The following is a 21,397-nucleotide window of genomic DNA, read 5'->3' as shown; positions in this document are numbered from 1 at the left end:
CTGCAATATTCGAATTCATCATTTTTCGAGTGACTCAGATTGTTTATACATATAATAAGCCCCCGCTATAAAATAATCATGAAGGTAGCAAGGGGAATAGTTTAGTGTTACTGAATAGTTCAGAATTACAGTAGTTCTATTATAGTATGTATTATAAAATTTATAAAACATTATAACTGTATAATTTTAATATCTACGTTTATCAATGTTTAAATATTAGCTAATCAAATCTATTCCTATTATATATGTAAATACAGTTGTTTTGCTACTGTAAATGAATAAATAAAATAAGCCAAGACATAAAATTCTTGGCTACACATAAATCTTGTTTTTAGGCTATTTTACAGTGACAGTAGCTTGCTGCTGAACGCGCTCAAATAACCAGTGTATATCATTGTTATACATACGAATACAACCAAGTGTTGTCCATTTACCGATTGCTTGATTATTGTTAGTTCCGTGAATCGCATAAGTTGTTCCGTAAGTTCCTGCCATATTTAATCCGAGCCAACGGTCACCAAGTGGATTACGTGGATCGCCGCCTTTAATTTTGCCTGTATAATAAGGGCGATTTTTAATTTTATTTACGATTTGAAAAGTGCCTTTAGGTGTAGGTGTTGCAGCTTTTCCAGTAGCGACAGTAAAACTTTTTATAAATTTTCCATCCTGATAATAATCCATTTTATTTAACTGAGTGTCTACGATTAATTGATCTTTCGTTGTAGCTGCCTCTGCGCTAGAGAATGGAAGAGTTAAAAATCCTAATGATAATAGTGCGCTTAATAATAATTTTTTCATTGTTATTCTCCTTTTACTATCGTAAGAGTCTTACATACAATGAAGTTGTAATCCTCGTAATGCTTTATTTACATTTTCATCTAATGTTTCAAAGAATGTAGTGATTTTGCTGTTGTGTTTGTTGTTGTTATCAATAAGTAATCTTTCATTTAATAAAAGCTCACCACGTAGTCCAAAACTTTGAACTTGAATATTTAGCTCATCTTCATTTTCAGAGATGATTGGTAAGAAATAATGAAAAGCTTTTGTTGGAATGATGTAGCTTTTGCCAATCATGCTTTCTTGATTTGAATTAATCCATTTTTTCGTGACAATTTTAATATTCTTTTTTGAAACGATAAAAGATAGTGTTGTAGATTTTGTTAAACTTACGTCAAATTCACTTGTTTCACATATTTGTAAATTAAAAACGGTTTCATTTTGATGAGATTCAACATTTGTATTAATAAAATCGTGCATTTTATATGCTTCCATTTCGTATTCACCCTTTTTTCAATTTCGAAAAACGACTTATATTTATTCAAATTAATGCTTAGTCATATATTGGTTAAATTTTTCAACAAATTCCGATATAATCTTACAATACATATATGAAGCTAATATGAAGTTAGTATGAGTTTGTGATGGTTTTTTATTGAGAACAAAATAAGAGAGGTTTTTAGTGCTAAAAAATGGATAAAATCTGCATGTTATTAATGCGCCTTTTCGCTATTTCGACTTGAAAAATGATTTTTACTATTTAATAAAGAACGAAAATCACTAGTGTGACCCTTACAAAAATGTAATAAAAATGTAAGCTATTGTGATAGTTATTTCGACAATTTTTTTATACAATAATAGTAAGAAGTTGTACGTGATTGAAAGGAGAGATGACATGGAATGGATTCATGAATTATTTCAGCAATACGGGTACTATGTTGTACTTGTCGGCTTGCTGTTAGAATATATTGCACTTCCGTTTCCGGGAGAGCCAACGTTAGCATATGCGGGATTTTTAGCACATAAGGGTGATTTAAGTTTACCGATTTTAATTATTCTATCCTTTATTGGGACAAGTGTAGGAATGACGATTCAATACTTTTTAGGAAATAAATTAGGTATGCCTTTCATTCAAAAGTATGGGAAATACGTATTTTTAACGCAAAGAAAAATTGACTTAACGAGAATGTGGTTTGATAAGTATGGGTACTTCTTAATTTTTATTGGTTTCTTTATTCCTGGTGTACGTCATTTCACAGGATACTTTGCAGGAATTATTAATTTACCATTCCGTCGTTTTGCCATTACAATTTATTCAGGTGCTCTATTTTGGGTATCATTCTTCTTAATCGGTGGTTACTGGTTAGGTGGAAACTTACATGATATCTTTGGAGTGCTAGAAGGTCATATCGGTAAAATCATTTTTGGAGTTATTGTGATTGTAGCGGTTACGTTAGGTATTCGTTTCCGTAAGCAGTTAAAACGAGTATTACTACAAAACGCAAGTTAATATGAAATCCATTCTATGTCAGAATTTAGGAAGTCAGTGCAAAAGCACTGACTTTTTTATTTTCAAGACTATGTTTAATGCGCATTTTACATTCTTTATAGGAATTTGATACAGGATAAGAAATAAGTATCTTGTCAATTATTATAGTCGTAATGACAATTATAATTGACAAAGATAAGGATATTATTTACAATTTTAATTAAATAAATGAAAAAGAGGGAAGACATGAAGCTTCAAAATCGAGTGAGGGAATTGCGAGCAAAGCATCGTTTATCACAAGGGGATTTAGGGAAAGCGATTGGATCATCACGGCAAACGATTAGTTTAATTGAGCGCGGGGATTATGCACCATCTATCGTATTGTCGTTAAAAATCGCACAAATTTTCAATGTACCGGTGGAGGAAATATTTACGTTAGTAGAGGGGGAAGAGGACGATGAAGAGTAAACGAAAAAAACAATTTGATTCTGTGGGGAAAATAGCATTAAGTATGATGGGTGGCTTTTTAACGTCTTATATAGCTTTAAATTTACTCTCGGATGAACCGAGAAAATTATCATCCAATACATTTATAGGTATATGTACTATTTTTGGAATCTTAATGATGTACTATACTTGGAAGAATACACGTATGTTAGCAGAGGCACGCGATGAAGAAGAGAGCGTACAAGGCAGAAAATTAGGCATTATAAGTATATATTTACGTGTAGGCGATATAGTTACGCAGGCATGGTTTGTATATGCAGTTATTACATGTAGACGTGCACTGTTGCAGGATACAAATGTTTCATTTGCGGTGTGGAATTTAGTAGCTTCTATTGTTTGTTTAACTACTGTAGTAATTATCGGACTTATAACAAAAAATCGTTATAATAAGCTATATCCTGAACAAGGTGTAACGTATATGGAATCTATGAAAATGTGGACGAAAAACGCAGATGAAGGATTAAAGCACATTGTGCATGAGGCTGGATATAAAGCGTATGAATTTACGAATACAATATTGGCATATGTATGGTGGGCTGCCGTTATATATACAGCTGCTAGTGATATCGATTTTGTATTAATTGGCTTAATCTCATTTATTTGGATATTGCATCTCGGGAAGTTCATGTACGAAATGCAAAGAAAAATGATTTATTAAGGGGAGAAAAAGGTGGATATTTTAAGAAGGCCAGCTGGCTCAATGACAGTGGCGCTAATTCTGTCCATTTTATACGGAGTAATCCGAACTGGGAAATTAGAAGTAATTTTGAACTTATGGGCAATAGTTGGAATTTCATTGTTAGTGTTAGCCATTCATGAGCTAGGACATGTAGTATTTGGTGTAATAGGTGGTTTGACATTTAAATTTATGACAGTAGGACCCATTACTATTCAAAAAGAAAAGGGAAAATTACGCATTCGAGAAAATAAATTGTGGGCTTACTTTGGAGGCGTTGCAACACTAGTACCACCTTCTATAGAGACACCGAATCTTTCGAAAAAGTGGGCGTGGCTCACTTTAGGTGGACCGATTACGAGTTTACTATTTGGTATTACTTCCGGTTACATATATATGGTGAGTTATTATCAATATCTTTTATATTTTTCCTTTTTCCATTTTGCAATCTTTGCGGTTACAATTGTGCCGATAAAAGGGATGCTTATGAGTGATGGGATGCAATTTCTTATTTTAATTAAAGATGATGAAAGAGCTAGAAATCACTTATATGAGATTCAAATATCGAGTGAGTTATTTAGTTATAAAAGACCGAAAGATTGGGATGAAAGGTTAGTAGAATTGAGTGAGGAGAAAATAAAAGAGAATAAAGGGATAAGAGAGATAATGAGTAGACTTATGCTCGTCTTTTTTGCTCGTGCAGATCAAGAGGGAATGGAAAGAGCGATACCGTATATAGAACGAATTGTTCAACTACCTGTAACGAAAGAAAATAAGTTTTTCGTTAGTAGTTTTCATAGTTGGTACCTTTTATATAAAGCCCTTTATCAGATGGATAGTCTTTCTTTGCAAGAAGCAAAGGAACATGCAAAGGCTATTACAAAAATGGACCTAAGTGGATATTACCGTACACAAGGAATTATTAGATATGTAGAGGGTAATATGGAAGCGTCCCGTACTTATATGAAGAAAGCCGATCAAGAATTAAAGAGCGCCGAGAAGAGTGAGATGGGATATTTACAAGTAGAAAGAGAATGGTTTGAGCAGCTGAAAGAGAGGGTATCTTACGATGGGTGAGGTATCCTCTTTTTTCTATGTCATCTTATGCCGTTCCATAAACAGCCTAGGACGAGTAAAATGAGATAAGAAGAGCAAAGCTTGGAGGAATTCTAGATGGAAATTTTAACGATTATTTTAATCGTCTTGCTCATTTATGCTGTTTTTAAAGTGGCATATGTAGCATTAAAGATACTCGCGATCTTATTAATTATCTTTTTAATCGTAGAGTTCGGCAGTAAATTGCTTGGTGGATAGGGTATGTTGTGCGTTTTGAGTGTCGAAGGTTGTCGGTAAATCGATATCTTGTGTCGAAGCGTCGATATAATGAAAAAATCGTTGATATAAGTGGAGAAACGATCGATATATTTGAAAAATCGTTGATATATTTTAGTGAATACGAAGTGGGGTATATGGAAAAGAAGTTGCCGTGAGGGCAACTTCTTTTTATCGTGATGCGGGGTATGCAAACCAACATAAAAAAGCTGGAAGAGTATCTTCCAGCTTAAGAGTTACTTTCAATTTGGCGACCGCTATCTTCTTCATTGTCTTGTAATAGGTTGAATACGTCTGCTAAGCAGAATGCAATGAACCAAGTCCATAGACCGTGGAAGAAAGCTGAGCTTAATTGAAGTGGTAATGTATAGTTTGTCATTGAGTAGGAAATACATCCACCAACGATTCCGATCATTGTTAATAACATTGTTTTTTGAGCGTTTTCTTCTGGATTGAAGAGGAAGTAAATGTATCCGCCTAAAATTGAAGCGCTTACAAGTGTTTCGATTCCATTAAAGATGATATTCTCTCCAAGCTGAGTGTTTGTCCAGAAGCAGATTGTTCCGCCGATAATAGCAAACAGGACAGCTATTGTATATCGTATATATTGATTCATATGTTCATCTCCTTATGTAATAAGATGATTTGGAAGTCAAAAAGGTAGGTATAGTATATTGAAGTGAGTTTTAATTGTACGTATCTTTTTATAAAAAGATCATTGAAGAGTAACTAAGATGATCGGTTGTTTAAGCCGTTACGTGTATGGTGTCTGAAATATACCCGACTGCTCGTTTCTTTTTGCTTGTAAAATAAGAGAAACTTCCAAGTCTATATACTCTTTTTTTGTGAGTCTGCTTTCATTATAACACATTTAGGGACATAATAATAGAATTATCTGATTTTGTAATAAGTGTAAAAAATAAAAAGCGCAAGGAAATACCATTAACGGTGCAGTTTAGTGGAAGAAGGATTTTAATTTATTATGATGAAATATGTAATCAAGGTGAGATCTAAGAATGAGGCTTAAATACTATAAAAAATGTTTTATAGCATGAATGTAAGGGAGGAGAGCTAACTTGGAGTTCACAACAGAAAGATTAATAATTAGACCTTTTAAGAGTACTGATTTACAGGATGTATTTGCTATTTATAATAGTGATGATACATGTAAGTTCCTATTACATAATAAGTGGACTCATGAAGACATGCAGAAAAGATTTAATAAGAAGATAGCAAATCATGTACTTACTAAAGAAACAATATTAAGTTTGGCAGTTATATACAAAACTAAAGTAGTTGGTGATTTATCCGTATGGTACACAAATATGAAAGACACTGTTGAGATTGGTTATAGTTTTTCAAATGAAGTAGCTGGGAGAGGTTTGGCGACAGAAGCAGTAAGTAGTTTGGTATTGAAATTATTTAATGAATGTAATGTACATCGTATACAGGCTAATCTTGATGCACGTAATACGGCTTCACAAAAATTGTGTGAACGAATAGGTATGAGAAAGGAAGCCCATTTCATACAAGATTTTTGGAATAAAGATGAATGGACAGATAGTATTGTATATGGAATGCTATCCTCCGATTTGTAGTAATAAACTTAGTGATTTTATTATGCTAAAAGGTACGTTAGTTGAATAACAAAGGGCATAACATATTATATATGACTAATATGTTATGCCCTTTAATTTATTAACCTTTTTATATGCGTTTGAAACGGCCGACAATTTCAACTGTTTCAGTAATGTTCATAAATGCTTTGTTATCCACTTGACGGATAATACGTTTCATTTCGCCTAACTCATAGCGAGTCACGACAGTGTAAATCATTTTTTTCTTATGGTTTGTATAGCCGCCGACAGCGTCTACCATTGTCACCCCGCGTATGCCGTGATGTAGTAGTGCGCTTTTTATTTCCTCGCCTTTTTCTGTAATAGTCATTATCGTTAATTTAATATGTTTCGTATGCACAGCGTCGATAACTTTGCTGACTACAAATCGACTAATTAACGTATAAAGTGTAATATCCCATCCGAAAATAAAACCTGCTGCTACAAGTAAGATTAAGTTGAATACAAATATGATTGCTCCAATTGAAACATCTCGATATTTCGCTACAATCAATCCAACAACATCAAAACCACCTGTTGAAGAAGCAAATCGGAATATAATTCCTGAAGCTGCTCCGCAGATAACACCACCGAATACAGAAGAAAGTAAAATATCGTCTGAAACTTGGTGTACCGGGATAATGTTCATCGCTAACGATGACACAGCTACAAAGTAAGCTGTTAAAAAGGTTGTCTTCTTGCCTAAGTAAAAGTGACTTAAAATAAGAAGAGGAATGTTTAGTAAAAAGATAAGTGCACCGATATTGTAGTGCATTAAATAACCGATAATCATCCCTACACCAGCGAATCCACCGCTAATCATATTATGCGGGATAAAAAACATATTCATAGAAATTGCATACAAAATAGAAGCTATAAAAATAACAACCAACTGTATCATAAATTCTAAGTGAAATGTTTTAGCTGCTGGGAAGGATAAAAAGGCGGTGTCGGGAACGTAATCGGCGTCTCCTAGTTGACCCATAGTATGTTTCATCTCCATATTCATTTTTGATTACAAGAAGAGAATAAAGGTTTTTTCAAAAACTGGCAATAGTTTTATTATAATGCAAAAATTTTATAAATTTCTAATAAATCAAGCCTATTCATTGATGTGTGTGAATATGCTAAAGAAAGCGAATACAACGTTTCTTAATTATTGTTTTCTTGAGAAAATATGCAAAATACTTTTTTTGAAAATAAAAGGAAATAGAGAATATTTGCCCGATGTGCTAAAATGACCTTATTAAGGATGTGAAGCGATGGAATTTTTATTGCAGGATGCAATTCTATATATATCGTTTGTAACGACGGCACTTTGTTTATTAGAAGTTTTCTTCCTTGCTAATGTTTCTCGCTTTGTGCGTCAACAAGCATCAAGCGGTAGACAAAGAGCTTTTGCGTTAGTTGATACATGTGAAGATAGTGCGGGAAATGTACCGCTATTTTCTATTTTTTATAAATATGGAATGATTCGTTCTGTACGTAGACAAGAATCAAGTGAAGAGAATGACGAGGTCGGTCCGTATACGCCAATGTTTCGCTAAATAATTACGAAACATTGGAGGAATGAACATGTTAAAATCATACCGAGCTGTGCTCGTTAGTTTATCATTATTATTTGTTTTTGTTTTATCTGGTTGCAGTAATGCAGCCCCAATTGATGCACATAGTACGGGAATTTGGGATCATTATTTTGTATATCCAATCTCGTTTATGATTCAATTTGTTGCTCATCATATACCTGGAGCTAGCTTTGGGATTGCTATCATTATTATGACGCTCGTTATTCGTTCAGCAATGATTCCATTAGCTGTTTCGCAATATCGCAGCCAAGCGAAAATGAAGAAAATGCAACCTGAATTGCAGAAGCTAAAGAAAAAGTACGGTGATGTAAGCAAAGACCTTGAAAAACAAAAGCAGTATCAAAAAGAAATGTCAGAACTAATGAAATCAGGCGGTTGGAATCCACTTGCTGGTTGCTGGCCAATTTTTATACAAATGCCGATTTTCTCTGCTTTGTATTATGCGATTAGCAGAACTGAAGAGATTCGCACATCTTCGTTTTTATGGGTGAACCTAGGACATGCAGATCCATATCATATATTACCGATTATTGCAGCGTTAACGACATTTATTCAGATGAAAGTTTTCCAATCGAATATTACACCTGGAGAACAAGTACAGATGCTAAAGATGCAGCAAATTATGATGCCGGCAATGATTCTATTTATGGGGTTTGCGGCGCCATCAGGACTTGTGTTGTACTGGATAACAGGTAACTTATTTACAATGACACAAACAATTGTATTAAGAAAAATAATGGAACGTGAAGAGTTACAATTACAAAAAGCATAGAGAAACACCGCTCATTACGAGCGGTGTTTTTTTGTTAAATCGTTAAGGAAATGTTAAGAAACCGACATTACTATAGGCATTGTATACGAAAGTGTACATGCATTAGAAATATGAAGGAGGAAATTTCCTATGAAGAAGAAAACAGTTGGTTATTTAGCGATTGCAGGTGCTTTATCATTCGGAATCATTGGAGGAGTCGGCATTCCGGCATTCGCGGCAACGAATACTCCAGCAGTGGATCAGCCTGCAAAAACGGCGAAAAAGGATTTGGATGACGCTACAAAACAAAAAGTAAAAACAATTATGGACGATACAAAGAAACAGTTAGAGGAACTAGGTGTAAAGCTTCCAGAGAAAGAGAAGCGTAAAGACATGTTTGCAGGATTAGATGAACAGGCGAAAGAAAAAGCGAAGTCCATTTTAGAGCAAGAGAAGTCTGGTAAATTAACACGAGAACAGGCAAAAGAAGAATTAACAAAATTAGGCGTGAAGTTCCCGGAAAAGGGTAAGCACAAAGAAATGTTTGCGGGATTAGATGAACAGGCGAAAGAAAAAGCGAAGTCCATTTTAGAGCAAGAGAAATCTGGAAAATTAACGCATGAGCAAGCAAAAGAGGAATTGACAAAGCTAGGCGTGAAAATGCCGGAGAAAGGTAAACATGGAGACATGTTTGCTAACTTAGATGAACAGACAAAAGAGAAAGCGAAGTCCATTTTAGAGCAAAAGAAATCCGGAAAATTAACGCATGAGCAAGCAAAAGAAGAATTAACAAAATTAGGTGTGAAACTTCCAGAGAAAGAGAAGCATGAAGACATCTTTGCTGGATTAGATGAAGCAACAAAAACAAAAGCAAAAGCGATTTTAGACAACGAAAAGAAACAATTAGAGGCATTGAATGTTGATTTACCGCACCATAAGTTTTTTATGAAAAAAGAAGATAAATAATTGATTTATGTATCTTTCGTGTGGGCAACCGGAAGGTACGTGCGAGGACCGATTTCTGTCAGCAGAAATCGGTCCCTTTTAATGATTCAATAAAATTCTTTTCATTGTTAGTATGTATCCGAAGATGCAGTAGAAGATTGCAAAACCGATAAACACTTCCGTATATTGATATTTACCCAATACGTAGAAGGAAACAGCTGGTATAATAGCTACCGCTAAAATGCTATAACCAGGATACTTGTGCCGATGCATGATAGCGAATAGAATAGAGAGAAACGTAGCAATGATACAAAAGACAGCAATCATTATTAGTACACCTCCTAAATGGATTATACCATTTTTAGGGAATTAGAGAAGTTTTGTATGTTCTGTTATAATATAAGAAGAGAAATATTTCCTATGTTATATAAAAAAATATATTGATTTTTTCTAACAATTCAATATAATGAACAATAACTACAAAATTCGACATTAAGAAGTGATGATGAGGACATGATCAATTTTTTACGATTTTCAGAGAGGGAAGCCTTTGGCTGTGAGCTTCCTAATACGGAAAAATGGATTACCACCTCTGAACTGCAGCAGTGAACGAGCATCTAGTAATTGCTTGCCGGCAAAAACCGTTATTTAGACTTGAGAAATTGGTGAAGTGTGTTACTTTACGAATTGAAACAAGGGTGGAACCACGAATACAACACTCGTCCCTTTTTTAGGGAGGAGTGTTTTTTTATTTCATTTTTGCATCACACTAGGATTGGAAGGAGGATACGCAGCATGCATCATGATGAGAAGAACAAAATTGGTTTAACAGTAGCACTTTCTATCGTAGTAGGAACGATTATTGGATCTGGTGTGTTTATGAAACCAGGGAGCGTATTAGATTACTCGGGGAGTTCTAATATGGCCATTCTTGCTTGGGTAATTGGTGGTCTGTTGACGCTAGCAAGTGGTTTAACAGTAGCTGAAATTGGAGCGCAAATCCCGAAAAATGGTGGGTTGTATACGTATTTAGAGGAGATTTACGGAAGTTTTTGGGGATATTTATCAGGTTGGATGCAAACAATTGTTTATGGACCTGCTATTATCGGAACATTAGGTTTATACTTTAGTTCTTTAATGATTAATTTTTTCTATTTAGATAAAGTGTGGAATTTACCAATCGCAATTGGAACGGTTGTGTTCCTTGGCGTTGTAAATAGTATGGGAACAAAATACGGAGGTATCGTTCAAACAATCACGACAATTGGGAAGATGATTCCGATTGTGTTAATTGTTGTGCTAGGTTTCTGGAAAGGGAATAGCGATATCTTTAACGTAGTTGTGCCGATATCGGAAAATCAAAGTATCGGTATGGCAATTTTAGCAACGTTATTTGCTTATGACGGCTGGATTTTACTTGCTTCGATTGGTGGAGAAATGAAGAATCCAACAAAGTTATTACCGAAAGCAATGACAGTAGGGATTTTAATCGTAACGGCTGCTTACGTATTAATTAACTTGGCGTTATTAAATGTATTACCAGCAGCGAAAATTGTAGACCTTGGAGAAAATGCAACAGCGACAGCTGCAGGCATGTTACTTGGAGAATATGGTGGGAAAATTATTAGTATCGGTATTATCGTTTCTATTTTCGGTTGTTTAAATGGAAAGATTTTAACATTCCCACGTATTCCAATGTCTATGGCAGAGCGTGGACAACTTCCATTTTCTAAGTTTATTGCAAAGGAAAGTCCGAGATTTAAAACACCAGCAAATGCGATTACTGTTGAAATCATTTTAGGAATTATTTTAATGATTATTAGTGATCCAAATAAGCTATCTGAGATTTCCGTATTCATTATTTATATTTTCTACGTAATGACGTTTATTGGTGTCTTCATCTTAAGAAAACGTAATAAGAATAAAGAGCGTGCATATAGTGTACCGTTATTCCCAATCGTACCAATCGTAGCGATTTTAGGTTCGTTCTTTGTAATCGGTAGTGCGATTATTAACGATCCAGTAAGTTGTTTCTTATCAATTGGAATTGTCTTTACTGGACTGCCGGTGTATTGGTATTTAAATAAGAAGAAAGAAACAGAATGATGGAAGGGTAGGCGTATAATACGCCTACCTTTTTTACTGTAAAAAAATTATACTTGCGTCCACTTTCTATTTTGGTTACTATAATCGTAGTAACCAAAATAGAAAGCGTGGGGAAAGACTTGAATTTTCGTGTTTATATTTTAGCTATCGCGGCTTTCGTAGTCGGAACGGTTGAGTTAATTATAGGAGGAACGCTCGATTTAGTTGCCAATGATTTAGGAGTATCTATTAGCGCAGCTGGTCAGCTTATAACAATATTTTCGGTAGTATTTGCTTTGTCAGGTCCAGTTTTATTAGCTGTGACAGGGAAGTTTGAAAGAAAAACATTGTATGTTGGAGCATTATCGATTTTCTTAATCGGAAATATTATTTCCGCGTTTAGTGTGAATTACGGAATGCTAATGTTCTCAAGGGTTATTTGTGCGGCGAGTGGTTCATTAATTATTGCACTATCTGTAACACTTGCGTCTAGTGTAGTAGAACCGCATTTTCGTGCGCGTGCAATTGGAATCATTTTTATGGGAATTAGTGGATCACTTGTACTTGGAGTACCGCTCGGTCTTGTACTCGGAAATGCATACGGATGGCGTGCACCATTTGTATTAATTTCTGTGTTAACAGTTATGGCAATAGCTTGTATTTCATTGTTTTTAACGAAAGTACCACCGACATCGGTATTATCAATAAAAGAACAACTTGCTACTTTAAAAGATAAAAAAATTGTAAGTGCACAGTTAACATCATTTTTGTTTTTAACGGGGCATTTAACATTGTATGCATATTTAACACCGTTTTTAAAAGATGTCATGCATGTTGAAGCAAACTGGATTAGTGTGTTTTACTTTATTTTCGGAATCGCAGCAGTAATCGGCGGCGGATTCGGTGGTTGGCTTGCTGATAAATGGGGATCGAAGAAAAGTATTATTTCTATCATTATCGTATTTGCGTGTGCAATCTTCATACTGCCATTAATGACATTCTCATTCCCGCTCTTCATCATTATGATGGGACTTTGGAGTATGCTGAGCTGGGCGATTTCACCAGCACAGCAAAATTATTTAATTGAAATTGCACCGGAATCAGCTGGTATTCAGCAAGGTTTAAATAACTCTGCGCTTCATTTAGGAATTGCACTTGGTTCAACAGTAGGCGGAGTTGTTATTGAAAAATCATCTGTTATATATAATGCTTGGGTAGGCGGTGGCTTTATTATATTAGCACTGCTTTGCGCGATTTTCTCGATTATGAGAGGACGCTCTACTCAGTTCGTGAAAGAAGAATCTATCGTTTGATAGGTTCTTTTTTATTTGTAAAAAATTGCAGGTTTTAGTAGGTAAATGGAGAAAAGGGTATATAGCGAGGTGAGGTATATGTATACGAATTTTTCAATTATTGGTCTTCTAATTTCAATGCTTCCGTTGTTTCTTATTATTCTTGCACTTAGATGGGTTCGTTTCATCTATCAAAATTCAGAGAAGCAAGTAGAGCAAAATGAAAAAATCATTGAGCTGTTGATAGAGATAAAGGAACAAAACGAAAAGGAGTCTAAGTGAAAAATTAGACTCCTTTTTATTATTTAATTAGTACCTCAATTTCATCAACAAACTCTTAATTTCCTCATCTTCCATAAAGAGATCGTGGTGCTTCTGGGTGATCTTTGCAAGTGCAACGTCGTGATAGAAAAATTCTGTAAAGAACTTTACGAAAGGTTGTGACATTGTTTTCATCGCTTGCCATGACTCTTGTTCTACGCCAGCAAATAAAATTTCACGATCGTCAACGATAAGTAGCAAGTAGCGCTCTAATGCATTAGGTTCTTCAGCTGGGATTAGAAAATGCATGTTTTCTAAGTCTGTTTCTACTTCTCCAACAATAAGAGATTCAATTTGAACACCTTGTTTTGCTTTTTGTTCTAGTAAAGGGAGATATTCTAAAAGAGTATCATTCCAAGCTGAAATACGGATTGATTCTTGTGCACTTTCAATGAGTTCTTTACTTTGAACTCGAATAGAAGATTGCATTTTTAAGCTCCACACACGGTCATCTGTAAATGATTTTTTTGATATGTTTGTTTCTAGTTCTTTAATATTTGATTGGAATTCTGTCGTTAATTTTTCAATTGCTAGTTTTAGTGGTAATGCTGTATACAATTTTTTCTTTTCTGAAACAGAATCCATTACCATTCCTTTATCGATTAGGCGTGCTAGTACTTCATATATTTTTGCTTTTGGAACACCTGAATGCTTCACAATTGTTGTAGCATCTAATGGTTCATTGCTTGATACGACAACTTCATAAGCTTGGCTTTCATATTGTGAGAAACCGAATTTTTGTAACATAGTTCCCTCCGAACGAATGAGATTATATTTTAAGGATAATGAACTATTTGTTTTTGCACAAGTGGTAGTCCGTTTTCTAATTGTATTAAGGTGAGAATTAATTTCAATTTTTTAATTTTATCTATTATACTTAATATAGTGATTAATATAATTACATTACAACGAGAAGGGTAATTAACTGTTACGATTTATTTAACCAATTATAACCAAAGTTAATTAAATATATCAGTAAGCCCTGCTAGTCAAGTGATTGGCTAGTAGTGAGGGTTAACTGCGGGCAATCCCTAAAGCTGATTGAACTACAACGTGGCCAGAAATGGTGAGCGTGAATGTTGCGAAAGCAGAAAAAATCAATCAGATGGTGCAAGGTTAAATCCTAAACACTAGAACAATGGGTCTTCCGCCTCGAATCATCTAAGTCAAAATGGATAAGATGAACGTTCAACGACTATCTCGTATAACTGACGAGAGTACATCACAAGCCTATGGTGGTGGAAAAATCCTCTATCTTTAAGTAGATAAACATATAGTCTGCGCTCATGTGAAAACATGAGAAGTTCATAAGAGAACTGGCTAAGGAATTGCGCCCTTAGTTGAACAAGATACATTTAATTGAATCTATCAAACTTTATTGAAAATTCCGAACGTACGTGCTATGTTAGGTTCAATGAGGTGAGAATAATAATGAAATTTTCACGAGTTAGTCAAGTATCAGAATTAACAGGTTTGCATCCGAGTAGTCTTACGAGAATACTGGTGGAACACGCTACGATTCAGAAGAACAAAACTTTCATTAAAGGAGTTACATTCTGATGATATTGGCGAAGAAAGTTAGACTGATTCCAACGCCTGAACAAGAAAAAGTGCTTAGAAACCATGTTGGTGCTGCAAGATTCGCTTATAACTATTGTAAAAGAATGAGTGATAGATATTATAAGCTATTTGGAAAATCTGTTTCACAGTTAGCTTTACAGAAACGATTTACAAAGATCAAGAAGCGAAAAAGATATGAGTGGTTACAAGACATTAATGCACAAGTTCCTAAACAGGCTTCAAAAGATTTTGATACGGCGAGAAAAAATTCGTTCAAAAAGTACAAAAATGGTTCTCACACTTCTTATAAATCCAAAAAAGATTTAATCCAAGGATTTTATGCCAATTATGAAAGACTGGTTATAGGAAAGAAATTGGTTCATATTCAGTCCATTGGAGAAGTGAAAACAAGCCAACAACTACCAAGAAACAAAAAACCATCCAATCCAAGAGTTACCTTTGATGGTCGTCACTGGTGGATGAGTGTAGGATTCCAAGAAGACTTTGAATTACAAGAACTAACGAACGAGTCGATTGGTGTGGATGTTGGATTAAAAGAGCTTTTTGTAGCTTCTAATGGTATGAAAGAACGAAATATAAACAAAGATGCTAAGGTTAAAAAACTTTTGAAAAGGAAAAGGTCAGCACAAAGAGATATGTCTAGGAGATTTAAAAAAGGTGTAAAAATTCAATCTGTCGGATATGAAAAAGCGAAAGCGGAGCACCTGCGGTTATCTAGGAAAATTACGAATATTCGAAATAACCATATCCATCAAGCAACAGCTAAATTGGTGAAAACCAAACCAATGAGGATTGTTGTGGAAGACTTATCTATCTCAAACCTGTTAAAAAACAAAAAACTATCGAAAGCATTTTCCTTTCAAAAATTAAACTTCTTCTTTCAATGTTTATCATACAAGTGCGAGAAACATGGCATTGCGTATGTAAAAGCTGATAAATGGTTCGCTTCAAGCAAGATTTGTTCATGTTGCGGAGTTAAATACGACCATTCAGTTCAACCAGAAGGACAGTGGAGTTTAAAAATACGTGAGTGGTGTTGTGTTTCATGCAATAGCTATCACGATAGGGATGTAAATGCTGCGACAAATTTATCAAGGTGGGTAAAATAAATGCTTGATAATAGGAGGTAACGATACTGCCTCGTGTGGAGTGTTATACCCCTCGTCCCTTCGGGGTTGCGAGAACACGATGAAGCACTAACTCGTGTAAATTTGATTGAATTGTATAGATTTAGTTAAGTTTATCGTATCGGGATGCTGGGGGGAAGATGTTAAGAAGTTTACGTTTAAAAATTGCGGTAGTGTTTTCAGTTCTTATTTCTATGATGTTCGTAATATTGGGTACAGCTGTGTATCAATTACAGAAAGAAAAGGAAGTGCGCTCCTTAGACGAGTATTCTCAAAATGCGATGGATCTTGTGACAGAGCAACTTACGACATTTGTTCAAAGAACGGATGAAGATATGGGGTATTACGCGAACAGTGAGATGATTCGTAATATGCTTCAAGGTGGGGTTACTCCGGAAGAGGAAGCGTTTTTAACGAAAGAGTTTGCGGAGTATAAAAAGAATCATCCTGGTATTTTAGATTTATATATTGGTACGAAAGATAAAAAAACATTAAGTGCCAATCTTGCTGAAGGTGGGCAAGTGCCAGAAGGATACGATCCAACGACAAGACCATGGTATAAAGATTCAGAGGCTGATGTAAAAAAGGTCCATTGGGGACAACCTTCTTATGAAATTGCAACAGGCAAGTTAAGTGTAGGTGTTTCTAAAGCAATTACAGCTCAAGATGGGTCTGTATTAGGCGTTGTTGCGATGGATGTATCGCTTGGGACGATTCAGAAGTTGCTTCACAATATTCAATACAATAATGACGGAGAAATGTTTATTATAAATGATAAAAATATGGCTCTTGTTTATCCAGAAAAGATAGGGAAAGATGTTTCTAAAGAGCCGCTTATAAAGAGCTTAAATAAAGAGGGAACAAAATATGCGGTCACTACAATAAAAGGTGAAGATGTAGTTGTTTATAGTCAATCATTTGATACGATGAAATGGACAATAGGAATCTTTTATCCGAAAGAAACGATCGATGGGCTATTAAATAGTACGAGAAATACAGTTATTATAATGGCATGTATTAGTTTATTAGTTGGAATCGTAGCTTCCTACTTATTCTCAAGAAGATTAGCAAGACCACTGCAACTATTAAAGAATCACGTTCAAAAAGTAGCAGAAGGCGATTTAACGCTGCGAATGAAAGTGACAAGTAAAGATGAAGTTGGAGAGTTGACGAAGCACTTTAATGATATGGTTGAACAAATGAATGAAATGGTAAGTAAAATTAAAAACAGCGTATCAACGGTGCAACAATCAACGAATAGTTTACATTATTTAACGAACGAAACAGTAGCGGCTAGTAGAGAAGTTTCAGGAGCGATGGATGATGTGAGCGGAGGAGCTTCTACTCTTGCGAATAGTGTGGATGAAGTTTCAGCTCAGCTCGAGAATATGGCGGAGTCAGTGGAACAAATGAATAGCTCCGTTGGTGAAATAAAAGGAGTGGCTGGCAAAGCGGAAGAGGCGTCTAAGCAAGGATTAAATACAATGAGGAATTTAATCCGTACGAGGGGACAATCATCTTCGATTGTTGTTCATACAGAAGAAGCATCGGATAAGTTAGAACAAAGGGTTGGATCGATTCAAAATGTTGTTGAGCTTATAAAAGGCATTTCGGATCAAACAAATTTACTTGCTTTAAATGCTTCGATTGAAGCTGCCCGTGCAGGTGAGCAAGGTAAGGGATTTGCGGTTGTTGCTGAAGAGGTTCGGAAATTAGCGGAACAATCAAAAGAGGCTACCGGAGAAATCACAACGATGATTGGTGATGTGCAAGTAGAAGTAAAAAGAGTTGTAGAAGTTGTAAGTAAATTGAAAGACATTGCAGATGTGCAAAATAAAGTGACGACAGAGGCAGAAATGGAGTTCCGTACAATTATGTCAGTTGTAAATACGATTAGTACTTCAGTTGAAAAAATTGTAGAAGAGGTACATAACATAGGTTACGAGCAAGGAGAAATTACAGCGGTAATGCACACAATTGCTGGTACGAGTCAAGAAAGTGCAGCTGTTTCTGAAGAGGTACATGCTGCAACGGAATCACAGGTGAATCATTTAGAAAAGGTAGCTCACACGATGGAAAGTTTGACAGAACATATGAGAGATTTAGAAAGATTAGTCGAGCAGTTTAAAGTGGAAGAGTAACATATTAGTAAAATGATGAGGATTTCGGTAAAATAGACAATGGATATATAAGAAACGATTATAGGAGGAAGACTACTATGGCAATTGTTGATGTATCGATTATTCCAGTAGGAACAGGGAATCCAAGTGTTAGTGAATATGTAGCAGAAGTACAAAAGGTGCTAGAGAAAAATGCGGATCGCGTGAAGTATCAATTAACACCGATGAATACAATTATTGAAGGAGATCTTCCTGTCATTCTAGAAGTAATACAACAAATGCATGAAGTTCCATATACGAAAGGTGCACAGCGTGTTGCAACAACTATTCGTATTGATGATCGTCGTGATAAAGTAAGCACAATGGAGAAAAAATTAAACTCTGTTCGATCAAAATTATAAGAAAAAGCAGCGATCTTCGCTGCTTTTTTCATATAGGAGGTAAATAAAATGAGTGAAAAGTTTAACGAGCAGTTTGATGGTTTACTGGAGAAATATACTGAGCTGTTACTTGGAGAGAGCAATGAAGAGAGAAAAGAACAGGTACAGAAGTGGGCACTGTATTCTTACATAGCTAAGACGATGCCAGCTTTAGTAAAGCATTGGAATGAAACTTATCCAGATGCGAAAGAAGAGATGGTACAGTTAATTACAGATATTAAAAGGCTGAATGAAGAGAAGCGAAATGAGCAATAAAAAAACTTGAGGTAAATATAATCGCAAGTTTTCTGTATTAATATCCTTATATAATTTACATGGAATATAAAGGATTTTATAGGCATGTCGAATATTTTCGACATGCCTATTTTATGCCTATTAAACTCCATTTTTCTAAATGTCGAAAAATATTTCGGGTATATTTATAAGCAGAAATATAGGTTTTTAAATGTTTTTATAGTATTTTATAAATTATCTAAATAATTATTTGTATCCAATAATTTTAAACAATGATATAATTTTGAAGAGGGGTAAAAAACAGATAAATTACAGTCATAGGGGTGAATTACATGGAACAATTAATGCGAAATTCGTTTCTTTTCTTATCTAAAAATAAAGCGCTAACAAAACTGGCTAAAAAGTACGGTTTACGCTTTGGTGCAGGTCGCTTCGTCGCAGGGGAGACGATTGAATTAGCGACAGCTGCCATTCAACAATTAAATAAGCAAGGTCTTTGTGTAACAATCGATTATTTAGGTGAATTCGTTGATAATGAAGCGGAAGCAAATGAAATGGCTAACCAATCGATTGAAGCGATCCGTGCAATTGGAAGAGAAGGTCTTGATTCGCAGCTTTCTTTAAAGATGACTTCTATGGGATTAGATATCTCTGATGAAATCGTAATGAACAATATGCGCCGTATTTTAGAAGCTGCAAAAGAAAATGGTGTGTTCGTTACAATTGATATGGAAGACTATACACGCTGTGGTAAAACAATTGATATCTTTAAACAGTTAAAATCTGAGTACGATAATATTGGTACTGTTATTCAAGCTTACCTATATCGTACAGAAAAAGATATTGAGGATTTAAATGCTTATAAACCTAATTTACGTCTTGTAAAAGGAGCTTATAAAGAACCTGAAGAAGTGGCGTTCCCGGACAAGAAAGATGTAGATGACAATTATAAAAAGATTATTAAAATGCACTTATTAAATGGAAATTATACTGCAATTGCTTCACATGACGAAGCAATTATTGAATATACAAAAAAACTTGCTGAAGAACATAATATTCCAAGGGATCAATTTGAATTCCAAATGTTATATGGTATTCGTAATGAGCGTCAACTTGAGCTAGTAAAAGAAGGTTACAAAATGCGTGTTTACGTACCTTATGGAAACGATTGGTATGGATATTTCATGCGCCGTCTAGCAGAGCGTCCAGCAAACGTTGCGTTCGTATTAAAAGGAATGGTTAAAAAATAACCAAGGAGAAAATACTCCTTGGTTATTTTAATTGCTGAAATGCATAATGTGCCATTTTCTTCGTATCAGGATATAGTTGCGCGCGAGTAGAAGATAATACGACGTTAATGACGCGTTTACCGTCTTTTTCATCCACTGTTACGACTGTATATTTGCCAAGTGCTGATAGACCGCTTTTACTTCCAATCGCATATGGATCGTCATATAGTTCTTCTCGTCCGTAGTTTGCGATGTTTGGAGAGCGTTCTGAAGTATGTAGAGTTGTACGTGTTGAATTCATATATTCTAAAACAACTGGATACTTTAATGCTTCTTTCGTAATAATAGCAATGTCATATGGCGATACTTTATTTCCAAGTGCATCAGCACCACTTGCGTTCTTGAAAGTCGCATGCTTTGTACCGAGTTCCTTCGCTCTAGCATTCATCATTTTCACAAATTCATTTTTTGATCCTGCAATATGTTCTGCGATGGATTCAGCTATTGGATCTGCACTAATGATAAGCATCAGTTTTAATGCCTCATCACGTTTTAACTTTTCCCCAGCACGAAGTTTAATTTTCTTACTTTGACTTTCTGTTTTAATTGCGTTTTCTGTAACTGTAATTTCTTCATCCTCTTTTACATTCTCTAGTAAAAGAAGGGTTGTCATCATTTTGGCTATACTAGCCGGATAAGAGCGTTCGTCTTCGCGTTTTCCATACAAAACTTCACCTGTGTCTGCATCGATTGTAACTCCATATTGCCCAGTAATATTAGGTTGATCAGCTCTTACAGCTTGTTGCCTTTGTGCATAAGAGAAGAAAATCATCCCTGTAAATAGTGTGGCAATCATTACAATCATAACTATTGTTCGTTTCATTATAATTCCCTCATTTGTTACAAATAAATTGGGCAGAAAAAGCAGCCATTAATCATTATGCCACGTTCTCTGCCCAAAAATATAGCGTTATTTTTCGCCCATATTATGCTTTTTATATTGTTGGTTATTACCTTGGCGTCCTTTTTCAACACCGTGGTTATGCGGACCTGCGTTTCCAGTTACACTAGCTGCACTAATTCCAGCCTTTGAAGGGTTCTTCTTAAGTTTTGCCATATATATTCCTCCAGTTTCGTCAGATTATAAAAAGGGAAAGTGTATTTTAGTGAAGAAAATACATATATAGCATGGGCAAATAAAAGAAAAATATTTATTTCAGAAAATTTTATCAATAAATATATTGCGAAAATTTAAACAGTATCATATATTTATTAGTAGAGGCTCACTC

26 protein-coding genes and 1 other annotated feature are annotated in these 21,397 nt (G+C 35.0%); of the genes, 18 read left to right on the top strand and 8 right to left on the bottom strand.

The window, feature by feature from the left end; genetic code table 11:
* Nucleotides 1-336: 336 nt before the first annotated feature.
* A complete protein-coding gene (locus GD442_RS24695) occupies nt 337-798 on the bottom strand; it encodes a L,D-transpeptidase (protein ID WP_000735063.1) in 462 nt (153 codons plus the stop codon).
* Between the two features lie 30 nt (nt 799-828).
* Entirely contained in the window at nt 829-1,272 is a 444-nt protein-coding gene (locus GD442_RS24690; RefSeq protein WP_000388769.1) for a DUF3978 family protein, read from the bottom strand.
* A gap of 400 nt (nt 1,273-1,672) precedes the next feature.
* Here GD442_RS24690 and GD442_RS24685 point away from each other — a divergent pair, with 400 nt between their 5' ends.
* The 5 genes from GD442_RS24685 to GD442_RS24665 all read left to right on the top strand — a co-directional run bounded on the left by GD442_RS24685 (nt 1,673) and on the right by GD442_RS24665 (nt 4,763).
* On the top strand, nt 1,673-2,287 hold the full coding sequence (locus GD442_RS24685; RefSeq protein ID WP_000454754.1) for a DedA family protein: 615 nt from the start codon (nt 1,673-1,675) through the stop codon (nt 2,285-2,287).
* A 225-nt stretch (nt 2,288-2,512) separates the two neighbouring features.
* A complete protein-coding gene (locus GD442_RS24680) occupies nt 2,513-2,734 on the top strand; it encodes a helix-turn-helix transcriptional regulator (protein ID WP_000776168.1) in 222 nt (73 codons plus the stop codon).
* Nucleotides 2,724-3,431: a DUF3169 family protein gene (locus GD442_RS24675; protein WP_000837717.1), complete on the top strand. Its 708-nt coding sequence runs from the start codon at nt 2,724-2,726 to the stop codon at nt 3,429-3,431. The genes GD442_RS24680 and GD442_RS24675 overlap by 11 nt, the downstream gene beginning before the upstream one ends.
* Nucleotides 3,432-3,473: 42 nt before the next feature.
* Entirely contained in the window at nt 3,474-4,526 is a 1,053-nt protein-coding gene (locus GD442_RS24670; RefSeq protein ID WP_002182986.1) for a zinc metalloprotease, read from the top strand.
* A gap of 96 nt (nt 4,527-4,622) precedes the next feature.
* Entirely contained in the window at nt 4,623-4,763 is a 141-nt protein-coding gene (locus GD442_RS24665) for a DUF3985 family protein (protein WP_000404782.1), read from the top strand.
* A 247-nt stretch (nt 4,764-5,010) separates the two neighbouring features.
* Here the strand turns inward: GD442_RS24665 and GD442_RS24660 are convergent, their stop codons facing one another.
* A complete protein-coding gene (locus GD442_RS24660) occupies nt 5,011-5,397 on the bottom strand; it encodes a DUF3938 domain-containing protein (RefSeq protein WP_001077773.1) in 387 nt (128 codons plus the stop codon).
* Between the two features lie 460 nt (nt 5,398-5,857).
* On the opposite strand from GD442_RS24660, the gene GD442_RS24655 reads away from it, so the two are divergent.
* Nucleotides 5,858-6,379, top strand: a complete 522-nt coding sequence (locus tag GD442_RS24655; protein WP_000397298.1) for a GNAT family N-acetyltransferase — start codon at nt 5,858-5,860, stop codon at nt 6,377-6,379.
* Between the two features lie 109 nt (nt 6,380-6,488).
* Here the strand turns inward: GD442_RS24655 and GD442_RS24650 are convergent, their stop codons facing one another.
* On the bottom strand, nt 6,489-7,382 hold the full coding sequence (locus GD442_RS24650) for a YitT family protein (protein ID WP_000530044.1): 894 nt from the start codon (nt 7,380-7,382) through the stop codon (nt 6,489-6,491).
* Between the two features lie 277 nt (nt 7,383-7,659).
* On the opposite strand from GD442_RS24650, the gene GD442_RS24645 reads away from it, so the two are divergent.
* The 3 genes from GD442_RS24645 to GD442_RS24635 all read left to right on the top strand — a co-directional run bounded on the left by GD442_RS24645 (nt 7,660) and on the right by GD442_RS24635 (nt 9,700).
* Nucleotides 7,660-7,944 (top strand): hypothetical protein, encoded by a 285-nt coding sequence (locus GD442_RS24645; RefSeq protein WP_000394930.1) that lies wholly within the window; start codon nt 7,660-7,662, stop codon nt 7,942-7,944.
* A gap of 28 nt (nt 7,945-7,972) precedes the next feature.
* Nucleotides 7,973-8,755: a membrane protein insertase YidC gene (yidC, locus tag GD442_RS24640; RefSeq protein ID WP_000920522.1), complete on the top strand. Its 783-nt coding sequence runs from the start codon at nt 7,973-7,975 to the stop codon at nt 8,753-8,755.
* A gap of 129 nt (nt 8,756-8,884) precedes the next feature.
* Nucleotides 8,885-9,700, top strand: coding sequence for a hypothetical protein (locus GD442_RS24635; protein ID WP_000730850.1), 816 nt, complete (start codon nt 8,885-8,887; stop codon nt 9,698-9,700).
* 78 nt (nt 9,701-9,778) lie between these two features.
* On the opposite strand, the gene GD442_RS24630 is transcribed toward GD442_RS24635, so the two are convergent.
* Nucleotides 9,779-10,006 carry a hypothetical protein gene (locus tag GD442_RS24630; RefSeq protein ID WP_000562231.1) on the bottom strand — a complete coding sequence of 76 codons (228 nt, stop codon included), beginning with the start codon at nt 10,004-10,006 and terminating at the stop codon, nt 9,779-9,781.
* A 166-nt stretch (nt 10,007-10,172) separates the two neighbouring features.
* Nucleotides 10,173-10,409 (top strand) — a binding site (T-box leader).
* Nucleotides 10,410-10,474: 65 nt separating this feature from the next.
* Between GD442_RS24630 and GD442_RS24625 the strand changes: the two genes are divergently transcribed.
* The 3 genes from GD442_RS24625 (at nt 10,475) to GD442_RS24615 (ending at nt 13,338) form a co-directional block, all read left to right on the top strand.
* Nucleotides 10,475-11,785 (top strand): APC family permease, encoded by a 1,311-nt coding sequence (locus GD442_RS24625; RefSeq protein WP_000546311.1) that lies wholly within the window; start codon nt 10,475-10,477, stop codon nt 11,783-11,785.
* 107 nt (nt 11,786-11,892) lie between these two features.
* Nucleotides 11,893-13,077: an MFS transporter gene (locus GD442_RS24620; RefSeq protein WP_139310339.1), complete on the top strand. Its 1,185-nt coding sequence runs from the start codon at nt 11,893-11,895 to the stop codon at nt 13,075-13,077.
* A gap of 78 nt (nt 13,078-13,155) precedes the next feature.
* Complete coding sequence (locus tag GD442_RS24615) at nt 13,156-13,338, top strand: hypothetical protein (RefSeq protein ID WP_006918814.1); 183 nt, start codon at nt 13,156-13,158, stop codon at nt 13,336-13,338.
* Between the two features lie 27 nt (nt 13,339-13,365).
* Here the strand turns inward: GD442_RS24615 and GD442_RS24610 are convergent, their stop codons facing one another.
* Nucleotides 13,366-14,124 (bottom strand): TrmB family transcriptional regulator, encoded by a 759-nt coding sequence (locus GD442_RS24610; RefSeq protein WP_000939481.1) that lies wholly within the window; start codon nt 14,122-14,124, stop codon nt 13,366-13,368.
* Nucleotides 14,125-14,808: 684 nt separating this feature from the next.
* Between GD442_RS24610 and GD442_RS28310 the strand changes: the two genes are divergently transcribed.
* The 6 genes from GD442_RS28310 to GD442_RS24585 all read left to right on the top strand — a co-directional run bounded on the left by GD442_RS28310 (nt 14,809) and on the right by GD442_RS24585 (nt 20,129).
* Nucleotides 14,809-14,937, top strand: coding sequence for a hypothetical protein (locus tag GD442_RS28310; RefSeq protein WP_254909516.1), 129 nt, complete (start codon nt 14,809-14,811; stop codon nt 14,935-14,937).
* Nucleotides 14,937-16,067 (top strand): RNA-guided endonuclease InsQ/TnpB family protein, encoded by a 1,131-nt coding sequence (locus tag GD442_RS24605; RefSeq protein WP_086407884.1) that lies wholly within the window; start codon nt 14,937-14,939, stop codon nt 16,065-16,067. Before GD442_RS28310 ends, GD442_RS24605 begins: the two co-directional genes overlap by 1 nt.
* Before the next feature lie 158 nt (nt 16,068-16,225).
* Nucleotides 16,226-18,226, top strand: coding sequence for a methyl-accepting chemotaxis protein (locus GD442_RS24600; protein WP_048538392.1), 2,001 nt, complete (start codon nt 16,226-16,228; stop codon nt 18,224-18,226).
* A gap of 77 nt (nt 18,227-18,303) precedes the next feature.
* Entirely contained in the window at nt 18,304-18,606 is a 303-nt protein-coding gene (locus GD442_RS24595) for an MTH1187 family thiamine-binding protein (protein WP_001018860.1), read from the top strand.
* 48 nt (nt 18,607-18,654) lie between these two features.
* The gene (locus tag GD442_RS24590; RefSeq protein WP_001290594.1) at nt 18,655-18,900 is read left to right on the top strand and encodes a YusU family protein; all 246 of its coding nucleotides are present in this window, start codon (nt 18,655-18,657) and stop codon (nt 18,898-18,900) included.
* 311 nt (nt 18,901-19,211) lie between these two features.
* Nucleotides 19,212-20,129, top strand: coding sequence for a proline dehydrogenase family protein (locus GD442_RS24585; protein ID WP_000436783.1), 918 nt, complete (start codon nt 19,212-19,214; stop codon nt 20,127-20,129).
* Between the two features lie 22 nt (nt 20,130-20,151).
* On the opposite strand, the gene GD442_RS24580 is transcribed toward GD442_RS24585, so the two are convergent.
* Together GD442_RS24580 and GD442_RS24575 are read right to left on the bottom strand one after the other, a co-directional pair.
* Nucleotides 20,152-20,991 (bottom strand): D-alanyl-D-alanine carboxypeptidase family protein, encoded by an 840-nt coding sequence (locus tag GD442_RS24580; protein ID WP_000831462.1) that lies wholly within the window; start codon nt 20,989-20,991, stop codon nt 20,152-20,154.
* Between the two features lie 87 nt (nt 20,992-21,078).
* A complete protein-coding gene (locus GD442_RS24575) occupies nt 21,079-21,225 on the bottom strand; it encodes a YuzL family protein (RefSeq protein WP_001096344.1) in 147 nt (48 codons plus the stop codon).
* Between the last annotated feature and the right edge of the window lie 172 nt (nt 21,226-21,397).

The sequence above is a fragment of the Bacillus sp. A260 genome (assembly GCF_009861435.1).
Taxonomy (GTDB): Bacteria; Bacillota; Bacilli; order Bacillales; family Bacillaceae_G; genus Bacillus_A; species Bacillus_A cereus.
This window is presented reverse-complemented; position numbering and strand designations above follow the sequence as displayed.